Source organism: Herbidospora solisilvae, from assembly GCF_009901565.1.
GTDB classification, from domain to species: domain Bacteria; phylum Actinomycetota; class Actinomycetes; order Streptosporangiales; family Streptosporangiaceae; genus Herbidospora; species Herbidospora solisilvae.
In genome coordinates this window covers 228,883-248,497 of the sequence record NZ_WXEW01000002.1, presented here as the reverse complement: position 1 = coordinate 248,497, position 19,615 = coordinate 228,883, and the positions used below count along the sequence as shown (strand labels likewise).

The following is a 19,615-nucleotide window of genomic DNA, read 5'->3' as shown; positions in this document are numbered from 1 at the left end:
AGTAAGCAAGGTGGTGACATCATGACGCGGGTCGTCGTGGTGGGCGATCTCATGACCGACGCGGTCGCCCGCGCCAGGTATCCGCTCGCCCGGGCAAGCGACACTCCGGCCGTGGTGACCATGCACGGTGGCGGCTCCGGAGCCAACATCGCGTCATGGCTCGCCGTCGAGGGTTCCGAGGTCGCCTTCATCGGCCGCCGCGGCGCCGACATCACCGGCCGAAACCGCGACATGGAGCTGATGGGCTACGGCGTCGACGCCCGGCTCGTCATGGATCCCGAGCGCCCCACCGGCACCTGCGTCGTCCTGGTCACCCACAAGGGTGAGCGCACGATGCTCTCCGACCCCGGCGCCAACGCCGCGCTGTCGCCCGAAGACCTGCCCCGCGACCTGTTCACGCAGGGCAGCCACCTCCACATGTCGGGTTACACGCTGATCTGCGAGGGCTCCCGCGACGCCGGTCTGGCCGCCCTCGACCTGGCCCGCCGGGCGGGCATGTCGATCTCGGTCGACTGCGCCTCCTCCGCGCCGGTCGAGCGCACCGGCGCCGAGCCGTTCCTCGAGTGGACCCACGGCGCGAAGCTGCTGTTCGCCAACGTCGACCAGGCCAAGGTGCTGACCGGCCGCGACGAGCCCGAGGCGGCGGCCAAGGTGCTGACCGCCTGGTTCCCGCAGGTCGTGATCAAGTGCAACGCCGACGGCGCGCTCTGGTACAGCAACAACCGGTCCGAGGCCGTCAAGGTCCCGGCCGAGCAGGTCGAGCGGGTCGTCGACGGCACCGGCGCGGGCGACGCGTTCGCCGCCGGGTTCCTGCCGAGCTGGCTCGACGGCAAGCAGCCGGCCGACGCCCTGGCGGCGGGCAACACGCTGGCCGCCAAGTGCCTGGCCAACCTGGGCGCCCGCCCCCGCCTCTAGCCGAAAGTACGCCCGACCGCCGGCCGTTGGAACGATCACGCCGGAGCCGTTGGCGCGATGTGAACGGGTGCCCCTGATCGCGATGATCTGCGGCATGACCGTCAGACGTCTGTGGATGTTGCCCACCGGGCTCGTGCTGCTCGCCCTCGTCCCCTCACTGGCCGGTGGGCTCCGCCTGGCCGAACTGTCCGGCGGCGGGCCCGTCACGCCGGACAATGTCCGTTTCTTCGACATGCCGCTGCCCGTCGTGGCCCACATCGTCGGCGCGGTGATCTACGCCCTGCTGGGGGCGTTCCAGTTCGTCCCGTCACTACGGCGAGGCCCGTGGCACCGGCGGGCCGGGCGGGTGCTGGCGGTGGCCGGGCTCACGGTGGCCCTCAGCGGGATCTGGATGGCCCTCTGGTACGACCTGCCGGAGACCGACGACGGACTGCCCATGACGATCATGCGGGTGGCCGTCGGCGGGGTGATGGCCTTCGCCGTCGGGTACGCCGTCCTGGCGGTCCGCCGGCGGGATTTCACCACCCACCGGGCCTGGATGATCCGCGCCTACGCGCTGGCGATGGGCGCCGGCACCCAGGCGTTCACCCATGTGCCGTTCGCCGTCGCCGGGGTCACCCCCGACGACACGGGGCGGTTCGTCGCGATGGCCGCCGGATGGGCGATCAACGTCGCGGTCGCCGAGTGGGTCATCCGGCGTTCCTGATCCGGCCCGTCTCGTAGGCCCACATCGCGATCTCGACCCGGTTCCGGGCGCCGAGCTTGGCCATGAGGCTGGCGACGTGGGTCTTCACCGTGCTGACCGAGATGTGGAGTTCGTCGGCGATCTCGTGGTTGGTGCGGCCCCGGGCCACGGTCGTGATGATCTGCTCCTCCCGGTCGGTCAGCGGCTCGAACGGCTGGACCGGGTCGGCCGTGCCGGCGAAGGCGCGCAGCAGGCGGGCGGTGACGCTGGGCGCGATCAGGGCGTCGCCGCCGGCGGCGGCCCTGATGGCCTGCGCGAGCAGCGCCGACCCGGCGTCCTTCAGCAGGAAGCCCCTGGCCCCGGCGCGCAGCGCGGCGTAGACGTACTCGTCGAGGTCGAAGGTGGTGATGACGACCACGGCGACCTCCTGGGACAGCTCGCGGGTGGCCTCGATGCCGTTCATGCCGGGCATCCGGATGTCGAGCAGGCACACGTCGGGCCTGAGCCGGCGGGCCAGCTCGACCGCGCGGCGGCCGTCGGCGGCCTGGCCGACGACCTCGATGTCGTCGTGGGCCTCCAGGATCATCACCAGGCCGGTCCGGACGATCTCCTGGTCGTCGGCCACGATCACGCGAATGGTCATGCGGTCCTCGGGAGCACGGCGGTGACGGTCCAGCCACGGCCGGGGGCGGGGCCCGCCTCGCAGGTGCCGCCGAGGAGGGTGGCCCGTTCGGCCATGCCGAGGAGACCATAACCGTTCGCACCGGGCGCGGGCACCTCTCCGTCGTCGGTGACCCGCAGCGTGACCCGGTCGCCGTCGGCCGTGACGAGCACGTGGATGCGGGTGGCGCGGCGGGCGTGCCGCCGGGCGTTGGTGACCGACTCCTGGGCCAGCCGGAAGATCGCGGCGTCGGTCGGGGGCGGGAGGGTGCCGAGGTCGCCGCGCACCTCGACGTCGACGGGGACGCCGGAGCCCTTCTGGAGCTCCGCCAGATCGGCGACGCCCCGGGCCGGGTCGAGGTCGGCGGGGTGGCGCAGCACCCGGACCATGGTCCGCATCTCGGCCAGCGCCCGCGACGCCTCGGCCTCGATGACCTTCAGCGCCTCCACGGCCGCGTCCGGGTCCTTGTGGGCGCGGGCGAGCCCGGCCTGGGCCCGGATCGCCATCGCCGACACGTGGTGGGCGACGGTGTCGTGCAGGTCGCGGGCCAGCCGTTCGCGTTCGAGCAACTTCACCTGCTCGCGGTCGCGCTGCTGGACCCGCACCCGGAACCGGACGGCGATCCCGGCGAGCAGCGCGATCGAGACGACGGCGGCGGCGCCGACCAGGTCGGCGGGCCCCGGGACCGACAGGGCGACGTTGCCGAGCATGACGGCCGCGCCCGCCAGGACCTCGCGCCCCGACCCCCACCGGCCCAGCGTGTAGGGCAGGATCAGCAGGAACACCGCCGTGTGGGTGTCGTCGGGGCGGCCCATCAGCACGTCGGCCACGAGGGTGCCGCCGAAGGCGAGCACCACCACGAGCAGCGGACGGGCCCGCCGCCACCACAACGTCGCCACCAGCACGAGCGTCAGCGCCACCACCGGCCGGGGCAGCTCCGGCCGCAGCACCCCTTCGAGCACCACGGCCGGCACCAGCAGGGCGATCAGCGCGTGGTCACGCCAGACCCGCTTGGGGGGAGGCGGAACAGGACGCGGCTCGTTCCACACGCCGTCATGGTACGAGTTCGCACTCGATCGCGGATCGGCCCGAAGTACTACCGTTTCCGAGGGTCACCGTGCCCGTCCGGCCCCGGTGTTCGATCGTGTACGTCCCCCGGAAGCCCGTCAGCGGGATCCGGCCCTCCTCGTCGGTCCGCATGGTCGTCTCGGGCAGCCACCACTCGCCCCTGACCAGGTTCTGGAGGGCGTGGTAGGAGGGCTTGGGGCTGCCGTCGGCCCGGACGAAGCCGCCGGGCGCGCCCAGCCACTCGCCGTCCTGGATGCCCCAGTAGGTGATCGCCCGGACGGCCGGGTGGCCGACCAGGGTGCGGTAGTGGCGCACGATCTCGTCGGCCTGCCGCTCCTCGCCCTCGGGCGTGGAGGGCCAGTCGTCGATCTGGTAGTCGTTCAGGTCGACGATCTCGGGGGGCATCAGGTGCCCGGACACGATGGTCGTCTCGGTGAAGTGGATCGGCAGGCCGTACCGGGAGAAGCGGTCGAGGGTCTCCAGGGTGCGCTCCTCGCCCCAGTAGCCCTGGTGCATGTGGCTCTGGAGGCCGAGCGCGTCGATGCGGACGCCCGCTTCGAGCACGCCCTCGATGAGGCACTCGTAGGCGGCCGACATGTCGAAGTCGTTGAGGAGCAGGGTCGCACCGGGGTTGGCGTGGCGGGCGGCGTCGAACACCATCCGGATCATGGGGATGCGGCCGATGTCGCGGCACAGGCGGGTGATGCCGTTGTCGTACCTGTCGAAGATCGGCATGATGACGACCTCGTTGATCACGTCCCACATGTCGATCACGCCGGCGAAGTCGGTGACCTCACGGGTGATGCGGGCGACCTGGGCGGCGGCGATCTCGCCGTTGTTGAGGCCGAGCAGCCAGTCGGGGGCGAGGGTGTGCCAGGCCAGCGGGTGGCCTTTCACGGGCACCCCGCGGTCCTTGAAGAACGAGGCCATCCCCATCAGCTTCTCGGTCTGCGGGTTGCCCATGTCGCCTTCGAACTGGGCCCAGTAGAAGGGCAGCGTGGCGAAGTTGAACAGCCCGAACCAGTGGTCGGCCAAGGGGATGTCGCGTTCGAATCCGGTGCAGCCGAACAGGAACTCGTGATCGGTCTGCCTGACGAGAACGTCCTGCCCGGCGACGGGGATCTGGTCGGCGGTGACGGTGACGAGGGCGTCCGCGACGCGGTGGGAGGGAAGCACCCCTCCCCTATACCTATGTGGCGGTCGCCAACACCAGGGGGAGCACAACCGGTGCGCCCGCGTGGCGGATCTGTGCGGCGGCCAGCGTCAGCGTCCAGCCGGTGTCGGACCGGTCGTCGACCAACAGGACCGGCCCCTGGGCTTCGGCGATCTTCGCGGCGAGGTCGCGGGGCATGGCCAGGGTTCCCCTGATCGCCTGGACCCGCTGGTTGCTGTTGAACTGCCGGCCCGGAGCGCCGTCGCGGTAGCCCAGTTCTCCCAGGTAGGACAGGCGGCCCACCTGCGCGAGGCGCTCGGCGAGGCTGCGTACCAGCCGGGGTTTGGAGACCGAGGGGACACTGACGACGGCGACCGGCCGCTGCTCCCAGCTCCAGCCCTTCAGCACCTCGACGACGGCGGCGAAGACGTCGTCCGGCACATCCTGGTCGGGCCCGGCGAGCAGTTCCCTGAGCCGGGTGCCCCAGCCGATGTCGGTCAGCCGGCCGAGCGCGCGGCCGGTGCCGGCCGACAGTTCCGGCTTGATGCGGCCTTTGAGCTCTTCGAGGCCGGTCGGCCACTGGCGGCGGGGTTCGAGGTCGACGCCGGGCCGCACGAGCCGGTCGTGGGCGCTTTTCACGGCGGTCTCGGCGACGCCGGCGTCCCACCAGGCGCCGGTGCAGTTGTCGCAGCGGCCGCAGGGGGTGGCGGTGTCGTCGTCGAGGTGGCGGCGCAGGAACATCTCGCGGCAGCCGTCGGTGGTCAGGTAGGCGAGCATGGCCTCCTGCTCGGCGGTGCGCTCGGCGGCGACCCGCTTGTAGCGGTCGGCGTCGTAGGCCCACTCTTCGCCGGTAGCCTCCCAGCCGCCCTTGACCCGGCGGACCGCGCCGTCGACGTCGAGGACCTTGAGCATCATCTCCAGCCGGGTGCGGCTGAGGTCCACCCGGCTCTCCAGCGCGGCCGTCGAGAGGGTCTGGTCGCCGAGCGCGGCCAGCGCGGCCCTGACCTGGTGCTCCGGCGGGAACGCCAGCGAGCCGAAATAGGCCCAGATGTCGCGGTCTTCGGTGCCGGGCAGCAGGATGACCTCGGCCCGCGCCACCCCGCGCCCGGCACGGCCGACCTGCTGGTAGTAGGCGACCGGCGACGGCGGCGCCCCGACGTGGACGACGAACCCGAGGTCGGGCTTGTCGAACCCCATCCCGAGCGCCGAGGTGGCCACGAGCGCCTTGACCCGGTTGGCGAGCAGGTCGTCTTCGGCGGCGAGCCGCTCCGACGGCTCGGTCTGCCCCGAGTAGGCCGCCACCGGGAACCCCTGCTCGCGCAGGTAGGCGGCGATCTCGGAGGCGGCGGCGACGGTCAGCGTGTAGATGATCCCCGAGCCCGGCAGCTCCTTGAGCGCGGTCGCCAGCCAGGCCAGCCGCTTCTCGGGCCCGCCGGGGGTCACGACGGACAGGCGCAGGCTGTCGCGTTCGAGCGGCCCCCGGAGCACGAGCGCGTCGCCGAGCTGCTCGGCGACGTCGCGGGTCACCCGCGCGTTGGCGGTCGCGGTCGTCGCCAGCACCGGCACGCCGGGCGGCAGCTCCTCCAGGAGGGTGCGCAGCCTGCGGTAGTCGGGCCGGAAGTCGTGGCCCCAGTCGGAGATGCAGTGGGCCTCGTCGACCACCACGAGCCCGGCCGACTCGGCCAGCTCGGGCAGCACCTGGTCGCGGAACTCGGGGTTGTTGAGCCGCTCGGGGCTGACCAGCAGCACGTCGACGAGCCCTTCGGCGACCTGGCCGTAGATCTTCTCCCACTCGCCCGGGTTGACCGAGTTCACGCTGACGGCGTGGATCCCGGCCCGCTCGGCGGCGGCGATCTGGTTGCGCATCAGCGCCAGCAGCGGCGAGATGATCACCGTCGGCCCCTCGCCGAGCTCGCGCAGCAGCGCGGTGGCGATGAAGTAGACCGCCGACTTGCCCCAGCCGGTGCGCTGCACCACCAGCGTGCGCCGGCGGTCGAGGACCAGCGACTTGATGGCGGTCCACTGGTCGTCGCGCAGGGTCGCGTGGTCGCCCGCGAGGGCCCGGAGGCGCTCCTCGGCCTCCTCGCGCAGCATCTCCTCTTCGCTCACGGTGTCCTTAGTACCAGTAAATTCCCCATGTGGACGTCACCACCTGGTACCTCGAACAGACCGACCCCTCCGATCTGCGCCCCGCCCGGCCTCCGCGCGACGACGTCGACGTCGTCCGGGCCGAGATCCCCTCCGCCGATTTCCACCGTTTCCTCTACTCGGCCGTGGGCGGCGGCTGGCAGTGGACCGACCGCCGCGACTGGACCGACGAACAGTGGCTCACCTGGCTCGACCTGGGCGTGGAGACCTGGGTGGCCTATCTGCGCGGGACGCCCGCGGGGTACATCGCCCTGGAGCCGCAGGGCTCCTCGGTGGAGGTCGCCTATTTCGGGCTTCTCCCCTTCGCCATCGGCCGGGGCATCGGCGGGCATCTCCTGCACGCCGGTGTCGCAAGGGCCTGGCAGCTCGCCTCCGAGCGGGTCTGGGTGCACACCTGTTCCCTCGACTCCCCGGCGGCCCGGGGAAACTACGAGGCCAGGGGATTCCGCCTGTACAAGACGGAAGTCTCGAAGGTCTGAGTCGCGGGCGTCGGTGGGGACCGGCAAAATGTTCGACATGGCCCGACGAACCACCAGCCCCCCGCCCGACGAGGACTTCGAGGAGCGGATCGTCGACATCGACGTGTCCGCGGAGATGCGCACCAGCTTCCTGGAATACGCCTACAGCGTCATCTACCAGCGTGCGCTCCCCGACGCCCGCGACGGGCTCAAGCCCGTGCAGCGCCGCATCCTCTACTCGATGAACGAGATGGGGCTGCGCCCCGACCGGGGCCACGTGAAGTCGTCCCGCGTCGTCGGCGAGGTCATGGGCAAGCTCCACCCCCACGGCGACGGCGCGATCTACGACGCGCTGGTCCGCCAGGCCCAGCCGTTCTCGATGCGGCTGCCCCTGGTCGACGGCCACGGCAACTTCGGCTCGCCCGACGACCTGCCGGCCGCCATGCGCTACACCGAGGCCCGCCTGTCCGACGCGGCGATGCTGATGGTGCAGTCGATCGACGAGGACACGGTCGACTTCAAGCCCAACTACGACGGCCAGGAGACCGAGCCCTCGGTCCTGGGCTCGGCGTTCCCCAACCTGCTGGTCAACGGCTCGACGGGCATCGCCGTCGGCATGGCGACCAACATGGCCCCCCACAACCTCGTCGAGGTCGTGGCGGCCGCGCGGCACCTGCTCAAGCACCCCGACGCGACGCTCGACGACCTGATGAACTTCATCCCGGGCCCCGACCTGCCCACGGGCGGCTACATCAACGGCCTGTCGGGCATCCACGACGCCTACCGGACCGGCCGCGGCACCTTCAAGATGCGGGCCACCGCGACGATCGAGAACGTCACCCCGCGCCGCAAGGGCCTGGTCGTCACCGCGCTCCCCTACAACGTGGGCCCCGAGCGTGTCGTCACCAAGATCAAGGAACTGGTGACGGCCAAGAAGCTGACCGGCATCGCCGACCTCAAAGACCTCACCGACCGGCACAAGGGCCTCCAGCTGGTCATCGAGATCAAGAACGGCTTCAACCCCGAGGCGGTGCTCGAGGAGCTCTACCGGCTGACGCCGATGGAGGAGACCTTCGGCATCAACAACGTGGCCCTCGTCGACGGCCAGCCGCGCACCCTGGGGCTGCGCGAACTCCTCTCCGTGTACGTCGAGCACCGCCTCGACGTCGTCCGCCGCCGCTCCCTCCACCGCCGACGCAAGCGCGAGGAGCGCCTCCACCTGGTCGAGGGCCTGATCGTCGCCCTGCTGAACATCGACGAGGTCATCCAGGTCATCCGCACCTCCGACGACTCGGCGGCGGCCCGCGGCGGCCTGATGGAGCGCTTCTCGCTCAGCGAGATCCAGGCCAACTACATCCTCGACACCCCGCTGCGCCGCCTGACCCGCTACGACAACCTGGAGCTCGACAAGGAGAAGGCGACGCTGACCCGCGAGATCGCCGAGCTCACCGAGATCCTCTCCTCCGACCTGAAGCTCCGGAAGGTCGTCTCCGACGAGCTGGCCCAGGTCGCCAAGACCTACGGCACCCCCCGGCGCACCCTCCTGCTGGAGGGCGGGGTGGCCGCGCTCGCGCCGGTGCCCCTGGAGGTCGCCGACGACCCGTGCCTGGTCCTGCTCTCCTCCACCGGTCTGCTGGCCCGCACGGCCGACGCCTCGCCGCTGCCCGCCACGGGTGAGCGCACCGTCCACGACGTGCTCGTGTCGGCCGTGCGCTCGACCGTCCGGGGCGAGGTCGGGGTGGTGACCTCGCTCGGCCGCATGATCCGGGTCAGCGTGGTCGACCTGCCGACCCTCCCGGCCTCGGCCAACCCGCCCTCCCTGGCGGGCGGCCACCCGGTGGCCGAATACGTCTCCCTGGCCGCCGACGAGACCGTGGTGGGCATCGGCTCCCTCGACCCCGACGGCCCCGGCCTGGCCCTGGGCACCGAACAGGGCGTCGTGAAGCGGGTGGTCCCCGACTACCCGGCCAACCGCGACGAGTTCGAGGTCATCACCCTGCGCGACGGCGACACGGTCGTGGGCGCGGTCGAGCTGACGTCCGAAGACCACGACCTGGTGTTCATCACCTCCGACGCCCAGCTGCTGCGCTACTCCGCGACCAACGTCCGCCCCCAGGGCCGCCCGGCGGGCGGCATGGCCGGCATCCGGGTGGAGCCCGGCGCAAAGGTCATCTGGTTCGGCGCGATCGACCCCGCGCGCGAGTCCCGCGTGGTGACCATCGCCGGCTCGTCCACCGCCCTGCCCGGCACCCAGATCGGCGGCGGCAAGATCTCCGACTACGCCGAGTTCCCCCCGAAGGGCCGCGCGACGGGCGGCGTCCGCGCCCAGCGTTTCCTGAAGGGCGAAGACGTGCTCCTGCTGGCCTGGGCCGGTCCCGGCCCCGCGAAGGCCGTCTCGTCGGTCGGCAAGCCGGTGCCCCTGCCCGAGGAGATCGGCCGGCGCGACGGTTCGGGCGTGCGGCTGACCCACACGGTGGCGGCGATCGGCGGGGCCCTGTAAGGGAGATCCTGGAGGCCGCCGACCAGACGGGCCGGCCGAAGCCGCTGTGGCACCTCACGGCGGCTTCTCGGTCAAGGACGCGGTCGAGACCGGCGGGTCAGGACAGCTTGGTCTCGTAGGCGTCGCGGAGGTCCTGCCAGCCGTGGGCGAGGGCGTCGTCGCCGACGACGCGGCCCTTCGGGGTGCCCGCGAGGAGGAGGTCGGCGGTGTCGAGGCAGACGTGCCAGCCGGCCGCGTTTCGGGCCGCCCAGTCCGGGCCCGGCATGGTGTGGGAGAGGCGTAGGCGGGTGCCCGACTCCGTCGGCTCCAGCTCCCAGCGCAGGAGGTCGCCGCCCCACGTGTATTCGAGCAGGTGGGGGCGGTCGGCCTTGAGGATGGTCTCCTCGGTGCCTGCGCCGTCCATGACCAGGGTGGCGGCGCCGGGTGTGGCGAGGTCGCGGTCGGGCTCGAAGGGGGCCCATTCCCTGAGCTGACCGGGTTCGGTCAGCGCGGCCCAGACCTTCTCGGGCGGGTGGCGGAGGTCGCGGGTGAAGACGAGGGTCCAGCGGCCGTCGTCTGCCGGGCGGGCCGTGACGTCTGCGAGTTCCATGGCCTACTCCTGCCGGTCGAGGTGGGCTTCGAGGGCGTCGAGGCGGTCGTCCCAGAGGCGGCGGTAGGGCGCCAGCCATTCGTCCAGGGCCGCCAGCGGACGCGGTTCGACGCGGTAGATGCGCTGCTGCGCGGCCGTGCGCGAGGAGACCAGCCCGGCCTCCCTGAGCACCTTGAGGTGCTTGGAGACGGCGGGCTGGCCCATCGACAACTCCCGCACGAGCTCCCCGACGCTGCTCTCCGACCGGCGCAGCCGGTCGAGAATGCGGCGGCGGGCCGGCTCGGCGAGCACGGCGAACACGTCCACCCTCTTATATTCCCATTCAGGAATATAAGCGGTCAATCACAGAGGCAGAACAGGTGGCCGGCCGGGTCGAGGTAGACGACGAAACCCTCCTCGTTCCCCGGCTGATGGTGGTGCTTGACGGCCCCCAGCGCGACGACCTTCTTCCCGGCCTCGGCCAGGTCGTCGACGACGACGTCGAGGTGGGCCTGCTGCGGGTGGTCGGCCTGCGGCCAGACCGGGGGGACGTAGTTCGGGGCGTGCTGGAACGCCATGTGGACCGGGCCGCCGTCGCCGATGGTGACCCAGTCGCCGTCCTGCTTCACGATCTCCCAGCCGAGGAGTTCGGCGTAGAAGTCGGCGAGGGCCTTGGGGTCGGGGCAGTCGTACACGAACGAATGAAGGGTGGCGATGGCCATGGACGTCTCCTGCTTTCCCGTAACAATGTAACCGGCTAAGAACTTATACCGGTGTCGCCGGATATGCCAGGCAATTACCCCACCCGTCGAGGCCCACGCCGGTTCCCCGTCCCACCTGCCCCCACCGCCCCGATGGTCACCACCTCAGATGCACGCTCCCACGCCCAGCGACTCCGGGAAGGGTCACCCGCTTCGAGGCGTCGATTCGCGACACGCACCGGCCCCGCCCGACTTCTTGCGTCCTTCGCCGGCTCCGATGAGCGCCCCGGGGCTCTCCGAACTCGAGAACACGGACCCACCATGCCGACCTTCGGACCACACCCCATGCCCACCGCCCGGGAAATCGAGCCGCCGACCAGACACCGGCGCCGAACCGCCCCCGCGCCTCGACCACGCGTGCCGCGCTACCTCGCCAGGGCCTCCAGGAGTTGCGCCGGGTCGCCACCCGCCCACTCCGCCAGCAACTGCGCTTCGCGGTCACCCGGTTCGAACGCGTCGGGCTTCAGCATCCCCGTCTCGCGCAGCGCCACGATCGACGGGTCGTCCTCCGGCAGCGTGTCGACATAACAGGCGGCGTCGATGAGCGCGAGGGCCAGGCGGGCGTTGCGGCCCTCGTCGGACGGCTCCACGCGGTCGAGGCGGTGCCGGGCGCGGGCGCGGAGATGGTCGGACAGGGGCGCGGTGGTGCTCATGCTCTCGGGTCTCCTCAGACGGTCGGCGACTTTACGTCACGGATAATTACCTAGGGTGACACGAGTTCGAGAGTGCTTCATCGCATTGGTAGACCCCGGGAAAGGTCACGAATGCGGTCTGCGGGAACATTCGGTACATGAACGGTGCCTTCGATGATCTGCTCTCGGCCAACGAGACCTACTCCGCCACGTTCACGGGTTCCGGCCTGACCGGTACCGCCGCCCGCGGACTGGCCGTCGTCACGTGCATGGACTCCCGCATCGACCCGCTCGGCCTGCTGGGCCTCAAGCCGGGCGACGCCAAGATCCTCCGCAACGCGGGGGCCCGCGTGACCGACGACGTGCTGCGTACCCTCGTCGTCGCCGTGTTCGTGCTCGGCGTCAACCGCGTCCTGGTGATGCCGCACACCGACTGCGGCATGACGAAGGTCACCGACGACGACATCCACGACCTGGCCCTGGCCCAGGGGGTCGACACCCGGAGCCTGGACTTCCACACCGTGCCCGACCAGAACGCCGCCCTGCGGCACGACCTGATCCGCATCCGCACCAGCCCGTTCCTCGACGGCGTGGTGTCCGTCGGAGGCGCGATCTACGACGTCCGGACCGGGAAACTGACGCCGATCGAGGAGCTCCGCCGGGACGCCGCCGCTTAATGACGGAACTCGACCGGATTCTCCGGTTCAAAGAGGATCACATCCGCTCCCAGGCCGACGACGTCCAGGAGCACCTCTTCGGTTTCGCGGTCCGCAATCTCCGGTACGCCGCCTCGCACCACCACAACAAGGTCGTGATCACCGGCCCGACGGACGCGCCGGAGATCCTGGCCCTGGCCGACCACACCCTCGGCGGGGCGGCCCACCGCCTGGTGGAGATCCACCACGAGCCCACGGCGCTGGCCATGGCCGGGGCACTGGCCGAAGCGGGCTACGACCACGAGTCGAACCTGCTGATGCTCCACCAGGGCGCCCCACCGCCTCCGGCGCCCGGCGTGGAGACCGTGACCCTGGCCGACCTCCACGAGCCCGTACGGGCGAGCTGGGCCGCCGAGCTCCCGCAACTGACCCCAGAGGAACTCGACCAGCTCACCGAACGCCGCGCCACCCTCCTCCAGGACGGCTACGAGACCACCTTCCTGGCCGTGCGGGACGGAGGGACCATCGTCTGCCACGGCGACCTCTACATCCACCGGCCGTCGGGCACCGCCCAGTTCGAGGACCTGTCGACCCACCCGGACCACCAGCGCCGGGGCCACGCCCGAGCCGTCGTGACGGAGGCGATCCGCCGAGCGGGCGACCTGACCCTGTTCCTGGAGGCCGACGAGACCGACTGGCCCAAGGACTTCTACGGCCGCCTGGGCTTCACCCCGGTCGGCCGAACCCACCACTTCCGCCGAATGCCGTAACGCGACGGGCCGCTCACCCCGGGGAGCGGCCCCACCACCGAAGCCTGGCCCCTGGCTGATCCCGACGGCCGGCACGCGGCCCAGACCAGCCCGTCAAAGCGATGCCGACCCCTCACCACGGCACCGACGGCCAAGCCCTCAGCCTGCTTCGGTGCGGCCTGTCGATCTCGGTGGCGACCCGATCAAGTCGGCACTGGCCTGCCCACCTCGACGCAGGACCCCGACGTCAAGCGACCGCCCGCACAACGCGAAGACCTGGCCGTCCGACACGGGGTGGTCCAGGTCGTCACAGGCGTCGAGCCGGGGTCAGGCGTCGATGTGGTCGCGGTCGATGTCGGAGGCCGAGCTGACGATGAACTCGCGCCGGGGCGCCACATCGCTCCCCATCAGGAGGTCGAAGATGCGCTCGCCCTCCTCCACGTCTTCGATCCGGATCCGCCGCAGCACCCGGTGGCGCGGGTCCATGGTCGTCTCCGCCAGCTGGTCGGCGTCCATCTCGCCGAGGCCCTTGTAGCGCTGGGGCGGTTCCTTCCACTTCTTGTTCCGCTTGCGCAGCCCGGCCAGCACCTTGTGCAGTTCGGCGTCGGAGTAGCAGTAGATGTACTTCTCCTGCCCCCGCCCAGGATTGGTCAGCTCCACCCGGTGCAGCGGCGGCACGGCGGCGAACACCCGCCCGGCCTCCACCATCGGCCGCATGTAGCGGTGGAACAGCGTCAGCAGCAGGCACCGGATGTGGGCGCCGTCGACGTCGGCGTCGGCCATCAGGATGATCTTGCCGTAGCGCGCCTGCTCGATGTCGAACGTACGACCCGAACCGGCCCCCACGACCTGGATGATCGCCGCGCACTCGGCGTTCTTCAGCATGTCGCTGACCGACGCCTTCTGCACGTTGAGGATCTTGCCGCGGATGGGCAGCAGCGCCTGGAACTCCGAGTCGCGGGCCAGCTTGGCGGTGCCCAGCGCCGAGTCTCCCTCGACGATGAACAGCTCACTGCGGTCGACGCCGTCGCTGCGGCAGTCGACCAGCTTCGCCGGCAGCGCCGAGCTCTCAAGCGCGGTCTTGCGCCGCTGGTTGTCGCGGTGTTCGCGGGCCGCGATGCGCGCTTTGGCCGCCGCGACGATCTTCTCCAGGACGGCCCTGAGCTGCTGCTTGGCCCCGCGCGGCGGGTTGGTGAAGGTCTCGCGGAGCTCCCGCGAGACGACCGTCGAGACGATGCGGGTCGCCGCGGAGGTGCCGAGCACCTCCTTGGTCTGGCCCTCGAACTGCGGCTCGGCCACCCGCACGGTCACCACGCCGGTCAGACCTTCGAGGATGTCCTCTTTGGTCACGCCGTCGTCGTTGGCCCTGAGCAGCCGGGACTCACGCAGTAACTCGTTCATGGTCCGGACCAGCGCCCGCTCGAAGCCGAGCACGTGGGTGCCGCCCTTGGGCGTGGCGATCACGTTCACGAACGACCGCACGGTCGAGTCGTAGCCCTTGCCCCAGCGCACCGCGACGTCGACGACCATCTCGCGCTCGACCTTGGTCGGCGTCATGTGGCCCTGCTCGTCGAGCACCGGCACGGTCTCGTGGAAGTGGCCCTGGCCCTGCATGCGCAGCACGTCGCAGACGGCCTCGTCGCGGGCCAGGAACTCGGTGAACTCGCTGATCCCGCCGTCGAACCGGAAGGTCTCCTCGGAGCCCTCCTCGGTACGGCTGTCGCGCACCGACAACGTCAGGCCGGGCACCAGGAACGCGGTCTGCCGCAGCCGGACGTGGATCTCGTCGAGCGAGACCTCCGCCTCGGGCAGGAAGATCTGCCGGTCGGCCCAGAACCGCACCCGCGTGCCCGTGACCCGCGAGCCGAGCGGCCCGCCGTCGCGCAGGCCGGACTTCTTCTTGAACTTGGCCGACGGGCCCGCGCCGTCGAAGATCCCGGGCACGCCGCGCCGGAAGCTGATCTCGTGGACCCGCCCGTCGCGGTCGACCTCGACGTCGAGCCGGGAGGACAGGGCGTTCACCACCGAGGCGCCCACGCCGTGGAGGCCGCCGGAGGCGCCGTAGGACCCGCCGCCGAACTTCCCACCGGCGTGGAGCTTGGTGTAGACCAGCTCGACACCCGCGAGCCCGCTCTTGGGCTCGACGTCCACGGGGATGCCGCGGCCGTCGTCACGCACCTCGATCGAGCCGTCTGGATGGAGCTCCACCTCGATGAGGGAGCAGTATCCGGCCAGCGCCTCGTCGACGCAGTTGTCGACGATCTCCCACAGGCAGTGCATGAGCCCGCGGCTGTCGGTCGACCCGATGTACATACCTGGGCGCTTGCGGACGGCTTCGAGACCTTCCAGAACCGACAGATGACGAGCCGTGTAACCCGTCTCCGCTACCGTCACTCCAGCTCCCACGCTCAACAGTCGAACACGCGTACGCAGCTTAGCGCTAGGCGTGGTTTTACGCCTACCAGCTTGCCAGCTGTCGAGGGCTTCTCGTTACCTGCGGTGTGATCCACGTCACCTTTCGGAACATTCCGCTCTCGGCGTAGTCAGGAGGTGATTGGGAACGCCCGCATCCGGTTAGATGTTGTCCCAAGTGACTGTGACGCCAACATCCCCGGTCAACGGGGTGACCCGAAAGGCGATACGTGACTGGAGCTCTCGCCCCCACCAAGCCGCTGACCGCCCTAGACCGCTGCGACCGATGCGGCGCTCAGGCCTACATTCGCGCGACTCTTCCGGTAGGCGCCGAACTCCTGTTCTGCGCACACCACGGCCGACAGCACGTGGCCGCACTGCGCGACAAGGGCGCTGAGATCCAGGACGAGTCGGCCCGACTCAGTTCAACCCCCGCCTCCGCCGCTCCCGACGAGCGGTGATCCGGCGGCCGAAATCGACGGCGACGGCGTGACCAGGCTCTCCCTGGTCACGCCGTCGTCTTTTCTCCGTTACGGCTCCGCCCACCCCGGCACCGCCCGCCGCCCCCATACCCCCCGCATCCGGCGCCGACCGGCCGCGCCACTCCCCCGCCGCGACGACGTTCGGATTCCCCCTAGGCTGGGCGCGTGCTGATCCTCCTGCCGCCCTCGGAGGGCAAGGCGGCCTCCGGCCGGGGTCGTCCCGTCGATCTCGACTCGCTGAGCTTCCCCGAGCTGACCTCCTCCCGCGAGAAGGTCCTCGACGCGCTCATCGACCTCTGCCACACCCCCGAGCAGGCCCACCAGGTCCTCGGCCTGCCCCCCGGCCTCGCCGACGAGGTCGGCCGCAACCGCGGCCTGCGATCAGCCCGCACCGTCAAGGTCTCCGACCTCTACACCGGGGTCCTCTACGACGCCCTCAGCCTCGCCACACTCGACTCCAAGGCCAGGGCCCGCGCCACGAAGCGAATCGTCGTCTTCTCGGGGCTCTGGGGGGCGCTCAGGCTCGGCGACCGGGTCCCGCCCTACCGGCTCTCGATGGGGGTCCGCCTCCCGCCCGTCGGCGGCCTGGCGGCGTTCTGGAGGCCCAGCCTCGCCCCGGTCCTCGACGAGGGCGCGGGCCTCGTGGTCGACCTCCGGTCGTCGACCTACGCGGCGGCCTGGAAGCCCAGAAGGGAGACGGTCGCGGTCAGGGTCCTCAGGCACGACGGAACCGTCGTCAGCCACATGGCCAAACTGACCCGGGGTCAGATCGCCCGGTCGCTGGTGGAGAGCCCCGCCTCGGCGAAGGACGCCGGCGAGCTCGCCCACCTGCTGACCCGGCTCGGTCATGCCGTCGAGCTCCACCCGGGCAGGCTCGACGTGGTGCTCAGTTCGTGATCACGTTCAGTTTGTGGCAGGCTCGCTGGAACTGGTTCTCCGGTTCCCCGCCGAGGTGTGACCACGGCAGCCTGCTGAACCGGCCGCCCGTCCGCGTGAGATGTCCCCTCGCCGGACGTCGCAGATCGGACAGGAAGAACGCGGCCCCGAAGGCGTTGTGGGCCTCGATCGATCGTGGGTGGGCGGGCCCGATCCGGCGCTGCGACCACTGGCCCGCCGCGGCGACGATCTCCCGTTGCGCGTCGAAACTGAACCAGGCGCCACGCGACATGGGAGTGCGGTCGGCGGCGACGTTCTCGAAGTGGGCCAGGGGGATCAGGGCGGGGAGGGGGCTACCCTCGGGGGCGTGGGCGACCACCGTACGGGCGAACTCCAGCATTTCGGTCGCGGTGCCGCCCCAGCCGGGCGACAGCGTGATCAGCCGGGCCACGTTGGCCGGATAGAGCGTCGGCCAGCGGCGGGCGCATTCGTACCAGACCGAGTCCTTGTCGCTGCGCGGCCGTTCGAGGCCGACGGCGAGCCAGAGCATCGACTCCCACGGGACCGGATCGGCGGGCATCAGCCCCGCCGCGGTCACGAGCGGCTGGCGGGCCGACTCCATGGCGGAGTGGTAGGCCTCCAGCCGGCGGGCCTGCACGGCCCGCGCCTTCACTTCGGGTTTTATCTCGAACGCTTCCTCGATTCGGGTCCGGCCGAGCCACAGCCATAAATCGGGATTCGACTGATCGCGGGCGATGAGGCTTTCGATGCCGCGGCTCATTCCGATCGCCGCGCGCGAGAGTGCCTCGACCCGCAGGGCGCGCACCTCGGGATCGCCTCTGGTAGCGGCCAGGAGGGGGATGGCCGCCTCGACGTTACGGCGCTGAACGGCCAGAACCGCCTCGTCCAGCATGATGTCCGCCCATGGGCGGTCCGGGATCACTCGTGGCCCCCGAGCACGTGCTCGATCCACTTCGATTACTCCCATGGGGCGGCAGCATAGAAGTGAGGAGTTGGCGAGGCGCAACTTTCATGTTACGCCCGCGTAAAAACAGAACGTAAATACGGCCCGGCACGCAATATGCGCACCGGGCCGTCTTTACGGATATCCGTTAGTCGAGGTAGTCGCGCAGGACCTGCGAACGCGACGGGTGACGCAGCTTCGACATCGTCTTCGACTCGATCTGGCGGATGCGCTCACGCGTCACGCCGTAGACCTTGCCGATCTCGTCGAGGGTCTTGGGCTGACCGTCGGTCAGCCCGAACCGCATCGAGACGACGCCCGCCTCGCGCTCGGACAGGGTGTCCAGAACGCTGTGGAGCTGCTCTTGGAGCAGCGTGAAGCTGACGGCGTCGGCCGGGACGATGGCCTCGGAGTCTTCGATCAGGTCACCGAACTCGCTGTCGCCCTCTTCGCCGAGGGGGGTGTGCAGCGAGATCGGCTCGCGGCCGTACTTCTGGACCTCGATGACCTTCTCGGGGGTCATGTCGAGCTCGCGGGCCAGCTCCTCCGGGGTGGGCTCGCGGCCCAGGTCCTGGAGCATCTGGCGCTGCACGCGGGCCAGCTTGTTGATCACTTCGACCATGTGGACCGGGATGCGGATGGTCCGCGCCTGGTCGGCCATGGCCCGGGTGATCGCCTGCCGGATCCACCACGTGGCGTAGGTCGAGAACTTGTAGCCCTTGGTGTAGTCGAACTTCTCGACGGCGCGGATCAGACCGAGGTTGCCCTCCTGGATCAGGTCCAGGAACAGCATGCCACGGCCGGTGTAGCGCTTGGCCAGCGAGACCACCAGACGGAGGTTGGCCTCCAGCAGGTGGTTCTTGGCCCGGCGGCCGTCTTCAGCGATCCACTCGAGCTCGGCGCGGACGTCGACGGGGAGCTGGTCACCGTCGGCGCCCAGCTGCTCCTCGGCGAACAGGCCGGCCTCGATGCGCTTGGCGAGCTCGACCTCCTGCTCGGCGTTGAGCAGGGGGACCTTGCCGATCTGCTTCAGATAGTCCTTCACCGGGTCGGCGGTGGCGCCGGCGGCGGCGACCTGCGCCACGGGGGCGTCATCGTCGTCGTCGGTGAGGATCAGGACCTCTTCTTCGACCTTGGCGACGACCTCGGCGCCCTTGGGCTCGTCGGTCGTCTCCTCTTCGGAGTCGCCCTCGCCCTCGGACTCCTCGCTCTCCACGTCGACCTCGACGTCTTCGATGTCCTCGATGTCGAAGTCTTCGATGTCGACGTCTTCGATGTCGTCGTCGTCTTCGGACAGGTCGGCCGACTTGGGCTTCGGCTCGGCCTTACCTGCGGGGGCGGCGGGACCCGTGGCCGGCGCATCGGCCTTGGGCTTCCCGGCGGGGGCGGTCTTCTTCGCGGACGCGGCGGGCTTCGCAGCCGGGGCGGCCTTCTTGGCGGCCGGCTTCTTCGCGGCCGGAGCGGGCGCCGGATCGGTCACCACGGCAGTGACGGTCTCGGGCTGCGACTCCTTGGCGGCGGCGGCCTTGGTGGACGTCTTCTTGACGGGCGCGGCCTTGGCACGGCTCTTCGCGGGGGGCTTCGCCTTCTTGGGCCCCGCGGAGTCTTCGGCGGTGAGCCTGACGATGATGCCCTCTTTGCTGAGGCTGCGCAGGATTCCAGCGACTTGCGGTACCGGAATGTCCGCTTCCTCGACCGCCCGGCGGACATCCTCGGCTTCGAGGAAACCCTGCGAGCGCCCACGCTCGAGGAGCTGCTGAATCACTGGCTCGTTCAGCTCCGACGGCTTCGAGCGAGTCGAACTTGCAGGCGACACGAACACCTCTCGAACGAACGCATGGCGAGAATGGACCCAGGTGGTTGCTTCTTTTCCGATGGCGAGGCCGCGCGGAGGGCGACAAACCATTCTGGCACGCCGCGACACCCC

General features: G+C 70.5%; 19 protein-coding genes. 8 read left to right on the top strand and 11 right to left on the bottom strand.

The features are described from left to right. Positions 1 to 21: 21 nt before the first annotated feature. Entirely contained in the window at positions 22 to 915 is an 894-nt protein-coding gene (locus GT755_RS06835) for a carbohydrate kinase family protein (protein WP_161478874.1), read from the top strand. Positions 916 to 1,009: 94 nt separating this feature from the next. Beyond that, positions 1,010 to 1,621, top strand: coding sequence for a DUF2306 domain-containing protein (locus tag GT755_RS06830; protein WP_161478873.1), 612 nt, complete (start codon positions 1,010 to 1,012; stop codon positions 1,619 to 1,621). Here GT755_RS06830 and GT755_RS06825 read toward each other — a convergent pair. From GT755_RS06825 to GT755_RS06810, 4 genes are read right to left on the bottom strand one after another with little or no spacing between them, the layout of a single operon-like run. After that, positions 1,605 to 2,243 (bottom strand): response regulator, encoded by a 639-nt coding sequence (locus GT755_RS06825; protein ID WP_161478872.1) that lies wholly within the window; start codon positions 2,241 to 2,243, stop codon positions 1,605 to 1,607. The two genes, GT755_RS06830 and GT755_RS06825, sit on opposite strands and share 17 nt — an antisense overlap. Continuing rightward, a complete protein-coding gene (locus GT755_RS06820; protein WP_161478871.1) occupies positions 2,240 to 3,310 on the bottom strand; it encodes a sensor histidine kinase in 1,071 nt (356 codons plus the stop codon). Before GT755_RS06820 ends, GT755_RS06825 begins: the two co-directional genes overlap by 4 nt. Before the next feature lie 4 nt (positions 3,311 to 3,314). Beyond that, on the bottom strand, positions 3,315 to 4,505 hold the full coding sequence (locus tag GT755_RS06815; RefSeq protein WP_161478870.1) for an endo-1,4-beta-xylanase: 1,191 nt from the start codon (positions 4,503 to 4,505) through the stop codon (positions 3,315 to 3,317). Positions 4,506 to 4,518: 13 nt separating this feature from the next. Further along, positions 4,519 to 6,576, bottom strand: coding sequence for a RecQ family ATP-dependent DNA helicase (locus GT755_RS06810; protein ID WP_161479325.1), 2,058 nt, complete (start codon positions 6,574 to 6,576; stop codon positions 4,519 to 4,521). 44 nt (positions 6,577 to 6,620) lie between these two features. On the opposite strand from GT755_RS06810, the gene GT755_RS06805 reads away from it, so the two are divergent. Then, positions 6,621 to 7,109 (top strand): GNAT family N-acetyltransferase, encoded by a 489-nt coding sequence (locus GT755_RS06805; protein WP_328794213.1) that lies wholly within the window; start codon positions 6,621 to 6,623, stop codon positions 7,107 to 7,109. Between the two features lie 37 nt (positions 7,110 to 7,146). Then, positions 7,147 to 9,588: a DNA gyrase/topoisomerase IV subunit A gene (locus GT755_RS06800; protein ID WP_161478869.1), complete on the top strand. Its 2,442-nt coding sequence runs from the start codon at positions 7,147 to 7,149 to the stop codon at positions 9,586 to 9,588. Positions 9,589 to 9,685: 97 nt separating this feature from the next. Here GT755_RS06800 and GT755_RS06795 read toward each other — a convergent pair whose 3' ends face one another. The 4 genes from GT755_RS06795 to GT755_RS06780 all read right to left on the bottom strand — a co-directional run bounded on the left by GT755_RS06795 (position 9,686) and on the right by GT755_RS06780 (position 11,570). After that, on the bottom strand, positions 9,686 to 10,177 hold the full coding sequence (locus tag GT755_RS06795) for an SRPBCC family protein (protein ID WP_161478868.1): 492 nt from the start codon (positions 10,175 to 10,177) through the stop codon (positions 9,686 to 9,688). Positions 10,178 to 10,180: 3 nt separating this feature from the next. Beyond that, on the bottom strand, positions 10,181 to 10,483 hold the full coding sequence (locus GT755_RS06790) for an ArsR/SmtB family transcription factor (RefSeq protein WP_030454606.1): 303 nt from the start codon (positions 10,481 to 10,483) through the stop codon (positions 10,181 to 10,183). Positions 10,484 to 10,515: 32 nt separating this feature from the next. Further along, the gene (locus tag GT755_RS06785; RefSeq protein ID WP_161478867.1) at positions 10,516 to 10,878 is read right to left on the bottom strand and encodes a VOC family protein; all 363 of its coding nucleotides are present in this window, start codon (positions 10,876 to 10,878) and stop codon (positions 10,516 to 10,518) included. Positions 10,879 to 11,282: 404 nt separating this feature from the next. Beyond that, entirely contained in the window at positions 11,283 to 11,570 is a 288-nt protein-coding gene (locus GT755_RS06780) for a hypothetical protein (RefSeq protein ID WP_161478866.1), read from the bottom strand. Positions 11,571 to 11,707: 137 nt separating this feature from the next. On the opposite strand from GT755_RS06780, the gene GT755_RS06775 reads away from it, so the two are divergent. Then, entirely contained in the window at positions 11,708 to 12,226 is a 519-nt protein-coding gene (locus GT755_RS06775) for a beta-class carbonic anhydrase (protein ID WP_161478865.1), read from the top strand. Continuing rightward, positions 12,226 to 12,975, top strand: coding sequence for a GNAT family N-acetyltransferase (locus GT755_RS06770; RefSeq protein ID WP_161478864.1), 750 nt, complete (start codon positions 12,226 to 12,228; stop codon positions 12,973 to 12,975). The genes GT755_RS06775 and GT755_RS06770 overlap by 1 nt, the downstream gene beginning before the upstream one ends. Before the next feature lie 306 nt (positions 12,976 to 13,281). On the opposite strand, the gene GT755_RS06765 is transcribed toward GT755_RS06770, so the two are convergent. After that, positions 13,282 to 15,360 (bottom strand): DNA gyrase/topoisomerase IV subunit B, encoded by a 2,079-nt coding sequence (locus GT755_RS06765; RefSeq protein WP_285583471.1) that lies wholly within the window; start codon positions 15,358 to 15,360, stop codon positions 13,282 to 13,284. A gap of 236 nt (positions 15,361 to 15,596) precedes the next feature. Between GT755_RS06765 and GT755_RS39260 the strand changes: the two genes are divergently transcribed. Both GT755_RS39260 and GT755_RS06755 read left to right on the top strand, forming a co-directional pair. Beyond that, on the top strand, positions 15,597 to 15,827 hold the full coding sequence (locus GT755_RS39260) for a DUF7455 domain-containing protein (protein ID WP_030454612.1): 231 nt from the start codon (positions 15,597 to 15,599) through the stop codon (positions 15,825 to 15,827). Between the two features lie 186 nt (positions 15,828 to 16,013). Next, positions 16,014 to 16,745 (top strand): YaaA family protein, encoded by a 732-nt coding sequence (locus GT755_RS06755; protein ID WP_161478862.1) that lies wholly within the window; start codon positions 16,014 to 16,016, stop codon positions 16,743 to 16,745. Here GT755_RS06755 and GT755_RS06750 read toward each other — a convergent pair. Together GT755_RS06750 and GT755_RS06745 are read right to left on the bottom strand one after the other, a co-directional pair. Next, the gene (locus tag GT755_RS06750) at positions 16,735 to 17,637 is read right to left on the bottom strand and encodes a hypothetical protein (RefSeq protein WP_235966183.1); all 903 of its coding nucleotides are present in this window, start codon (positions 17,635 to 17,637) and stop codon (positions 16,735 to 16,737) included. The genes GT755_RS06755 and GT755_RS06750 overlap by 11 nt on opposite strands. 199 nt (positions 17,638 to 17,836) lie before the next feature. Continuing rightward, positions 17,837 to 19,504, bottom strand: a complete 1,668-nt coding sequence (locus GT755_RS06745; protein ID WP_161478860.1) for an RNA polymerase sigma factor — start codon at positions 19,502 to 19,504, stop codon at positions 17,837 to 17,839. Positions 19,505 to 19,615: the final 111 nt, after the last annotated feature.

Coding starts and splice junctions, on each gene's coding strand:
- GT755_RS06785 (WP_161478867.1), bottom strand. CDS start 10,878: ATGGCCATCGCCACCCTTCATTCGTTCGTGTACGACTGCCCCGACCCC.
- GT755_RS06810 (WP_161479325.1), bottom strand. CDS start 6,576: ATGCTGCGCGAGGAGGCCGAGGAGCGCCTCCGGGCCCTCGCGGGCGAC.
- GT755_RS06835 (WP_161478874.1), top strand. CDS start 22: ATGACGCGGGTCGTCGTGGTGGGCGATCTCATGACCGACGCGGTCGCC.
- GT755_RS06830 (WP_161478873.1), top strand. CDS start 1,010: ATGACCGTCAGACGTCTGTGGATGTTGCCCACCGGGCTCGTGCTGCTC.
- GT755_RS06800 (WP_161478869.1), top strand. CDS start 7,147: ATGGCCCGACGAACCACCAGCCCCCCGCCCGACGAGGACTTCGAGGAG.
- GT755_RS06770 (WP_161478864.1), top strand. CDS start 12,226: ATGACGGAACTCGACCGGATTCTCCGGTTCAAAGAGGATCACATCCGC.
- GT755_RS06750 (WP_235966183.1), bottom strand. CDS start 17,637: ATGCTGGACGAGGCGGTTCTGGCCGTTCAGCGCCGTAACGTCGAGGCG.
- GT755_RS06795 (WP_161478868.1), bottom strand. CDS start 10,177: ATGGAACTCGCAGACGTCACGGCCCGCCCGGCAGACGACGGCCGCTGG.
- GT755_RS06825 (WP_161478872.1), bottom strand. CDS start 2,243: ATGACCATTCGCGTGATCGTGGCCGACGACCAGGAGATCGTCCGGACC.
- GT755_RS06780 (WP_161478866.1), bottom strand. CDS start 11,570: ATGAGCACCACCGCGCCCCTGTCCGACCATCTCCGCGCCCGCGCCCGG.
- GT755_RS06775 (WP_161478865.1), top strand. CDS start 11,708: ATGAACGGTGCCTTCGATGATCTGCTCTCGGCCAACGAGACCTACTCC.